Source organism: Rhizobacter sp. P3_B12, assembly GCF_056402895.1.
The window spans coordinates 1-3849 of the sequence record NZ_JBFUGN010000594.1; the positions used below are offsets into that span (position 1 = coordinate 1).

Annotated in this window: 2 protein-coding genes; both read left to right on the top strand. The window is 69.2% G+C overall.

Features of this window, described 5'->3' with window-relative positions; all coding sequences use genetic code 11:
* Positions 1–59: 59 nt before the first annotated feature.
* The gene (locus tag AC1D01_RS24360; RefSeq protein WP_477870936.1) at positions 60–3200 is read left to right on the top strand and encodes an efflux RND transporter permease subunit; all 3141 of its coding nucleotides are present in this window, start codon (positions 60–62) and stop codon (positions 3198–3200) included.
* The coding region (locus tag AC1D01_RS24365) for an efflux RND transporter permease subunit (protein ID WP_477870938.1) at positions 3197–3849 on the top strand (653 nt) is incomplete at its 3' end. The genes AC1D01_RS24360 and AC1D01_RS24365, both read left to right, overlap by 4 nt.

Genomic DNA, 3849 nt, shown 5'->3' on the forward strand with positions numbered 1-3849 from the left:
GGGGCGAACGGCGCCGCCAACGCCGCGAACAAGCCGAACAGCAGTAAGCCGGGACGGTCATGAACCCCTCCCGCCCGTTCATTGAAAGACCGGTAGCGACCTCGCTGCTGATGGTCGCCATCGTGCTCGCCGGCCTGGTGGGCTTCAAGTTCCTGCCGCTGGCCGCGCTGCCGCAGGTCGACTACCCGACCATCCAGGTGCAGACGCTCTACCCCGGCGCCAGCCCCGAGGTGATGACGAACACCGTCACCGCGCCGCTCGAGAAGCAGTTCGGCCAGATGCCGGGCCTGCAGCGCATGAGTTCGTCGAGCGCCGCCGGCGTCTCGATCGTCACGCTGCAGTTCTCGCTCGGCCAGACGCTCGACGTCGCCGAGCAGGAAGTGCAGGCCGCCATCAACGCCGGCGGCTCGCTGCTGCCGGCCGACCTGCCGGCGCCGCCGGTCTACGCCAAGGTCAACCCGGCCGATGCGCCGGTGCTGACGCTCGCGATCACCTCCGACTCGCTGCCGCTCACCGAGGTGCAGAACCTCGTCAACACGCGGCTCGCGCAGAAGATGTCGCAGGTCAGCGGCGTCGGCCTCGTGTCGCTGAGCGGCGGCCAGCGCCCTGCCGTGCGCATCCAGGCCGACACGCAGGCCCTCGCGTCGTACGGCATCGGCATCGACACCTTGCGCACCGCCATCACCGGCGCCAACGCGAACAGCGCCAAGGGCAGCTTCGACGGCCCGACCCGCACCTACAGCATCAATGCCAACGACCAGCTGCTGACGGTGGACGACTACAAGTCGCTGGTGGTCGCGTGGCGCAACAACGCGCCGGTGCGCATCGCCGACGTGGCCCAGGTCGTCAACAGCGCCGAGAACGTGCGCCTGGGCGCCTGGGCCGGCATCGACTGCGCCGAGTGCGCGGCCCACCCCGATGCGCGCCCGCTGGTGCCTGCGATCATCCTGAACGTGCAGCGCCAGCCCGGCGCCAACGTGATCGCCACCGTCGACGGCATCAAGGCGCGCCTGCCCGAACTGCAGGCCGGGCTGCCGCCGAGCGTCAGCGTCAACGTCCTCAGCGACCGCACCACCGGCATCCGCGCGTCGGTCAAGCACGTGGAGTTCGAACTGCTGCTGGCCGTGGTGCTGGTGGTGATCGTGATCTTCGCGTTCCTGCACAGCGTGCGCGCCACCGTGATCGCGAGCCTGGCGGTGCCGATCTCGCTGATCGGCACCTTCGGCGTGATGTACCTGCTGGGCTACAGCCTGAACAACCTGAGCCTGATGGCGCTGACCATCGCGACCGGCTTCGTCGTCGACGACGCGATCGTGATGATCGAGAACATCGCCCGCTACATCGAGGAAGGCGAGCCGCCGATGCAGGCAGCGCTGAAGGGCGCGACGCAGATCGGCTTCACGATCATCTCGCTGACCGTCTCGCTGATCGCGGTGCTGATCCCGCTGCTGTTCATGGGCGACGTGGTGGGCCGGCTGTTCCGCGAGTTCGCGGTGACGCTCGCGATCACGATCCTGATCTCGGCGGTGGTGTCGCTGACGCTGGTGCCGATGATGTCCGGCCGTTGGCTCACCCAGCACGAGGATCCGAAGACGGCGACGGGCTTCGGTGCCGCGACACAACGCCTGTTCGATCGCGTGATCGCCCAGTACGACGTCTGGCTCACCTGGGTGCTCGACCGCCAGGCGCTCACGCTGCTGGTGGCCGCCGCGACGCTCGCGCTGACCGTCGTGCTGTACCTGGTGATCCCGAAGGGCCTGTTCCCGACCCAGGACACCGGCCAGCTCAAAGCCCGGCTCGAAGCCGCGCAGGACGTCTCGTACAGCCGAATGGCCGCCCTGCAGCAGCAGGCCGCGCAAGCCGTGCTGGCCGACCCGGATGTCGCGAGCCCCAGCTCGTTCACCGGCGTCGACGCGGCCAACAACACGATGCTGAACACCGGCAGCATGCTGATCAACCTGCGCGGCCAGCGCAGCGGCACGCAGGCGCAGATCATGGATCGGCTGCGCGAGCGGGTGCAGAAGGTGGCCGGCGTCACGCTGTACCTGCAGCCCACGCAGGACCTGACGATCGACGCCGAATCCGGCCCCACCGAATACCGCGTGTCGCTCGAAGGCGTCAGCAGCGACATCGTCGCCGAATGGGCGCACAAGCTGGCCGACCAGCTGCGCACCGTGAAGCAGGTGCGCAACATCGTCACCGATGCCGGCGCGCAGGGCATGTCGGCCTACATCGACATCGACCGCGACACCGCATCGCGCCTGGGCATCACCGCCAGCGCCATCGACGACGCGCTGTACAGCGCGTTCGGCCAGCGCATCGTCTCGACGATCTTCACCGAGACCAACCAGTACCGCGTGATCCTCGAGGCGCAGCCCGGCCTGGTGAACAGCGCGCAGACGCTGGGCCTCTTGAACCTGCGCACCAGCTCGGGCGAGGCGACGCCGCTGTCGGCGATCGCCACCATCCGAGAGAAGCCGGCGCCGCTGCAGATCACGCACGTCGCGCAGTACCCGGCGACGACGCTCGGCTTCGACACCGCGAGCGGCGAATCGCTCGGCCATGCGGTCGACGCGATCCGGCAGGCCGCGAAGGACATCGCGCTGCCCCCCTCCGTCACGATGACCTTCCTCGGCGCGGCCGGCGCCTACCAGGCCTCGCTCGCCAACGAGCTGTGGCTGATCCTCGCGGCGCTGGTGTGCGTGTACATCGTGCTGGGCGTGCTGTACGAGAGCTACATCCACCCGCTGACGATTTTGTCGACGCTGCCATCGGCGGGCGTCGGCGCGCTGCTCGCGTTGATGCTGTCGGGCAACGACCTGGGCGTGATCGGCATCATCGGCATCATCCTGCTGATCGGCATCGTCAAGAAGAACGCGATCATGATGATCGACTTCGCGATCGATGCCGAGCGCCACCAGGGCAAGTCGCCGCGCGAGGCCATCCACCAGGCCGCGCTGCTGCGCTTCCGGCCGATCCTGATGACGACGCTGGCGGCGCTGTTCGCCGCGCTGCCGCTGATGTTCGGCGGCGGCGAAGGCTCCGAGCTGCGCATGCCGCTCGGGCTGTCGATCTTCGGCGGGCTGATCGTGAGCCAGGTGCTGACGCTGTTCACGACGCCGGTGATCTACCTCGGCTTCGACCGGCTGGGCCGGCGCGTGCGGCGCGCCGGCGCCATCCCTGACGGAGCGGCGGGATGAACCTCTCCAGGCCCTTCGTCACGCGGCCGATCGCGACCGTGCTGCTGACCATCGGCATGGCGCTGGCCGGCATCGGCGCGTTCTTCGTGCTGCCGGTGGCGCCGCTGCCGCAGGTGGATTTCCCGACCATCTCGGTCAGCGCCTCGCTGCCCGGCGCGAGCCCCGACACGATGGCCAGCAGCGTCGCCACGCCGCTGGAGCGGCACCTGGGCACCATCGCCGGCGTCAACGAGATGACCTCGTCGAGCTCGAGCGGCTCGGCCCGCGTGACGCTGCAGTTCGACCTGAGCCGCAACATCGACGGCGCGGCGCGCGAGGTGCAGGCGGCGATCAACGCATCGCGCGCCGACCTGCCGTCCACGCTGCGCAGCAACCCGACCTACCGCAAGGCGAACCCGTCGGACGCGCCGATCATCATCCTCGCGCTCACTTCGAAGACCCGCACGCCGGGGCAGATCTACGACGCGGTGTCGAACATCGTGCAGCAGAAGCTCGCGCAGGTCGACGGCGTCGGCGACGTCGAGCTCGGCGGCGGCTCGCTGCCCGCCGTGCGCGTCGAGCTGCTGCCGTTCGCGCTGAACCGCTTCGGCGTCAGCTCCGAGGATGTGCGTGCTGCCATCCAGGCCTCGAACGCGAACCGGCCCAAGGG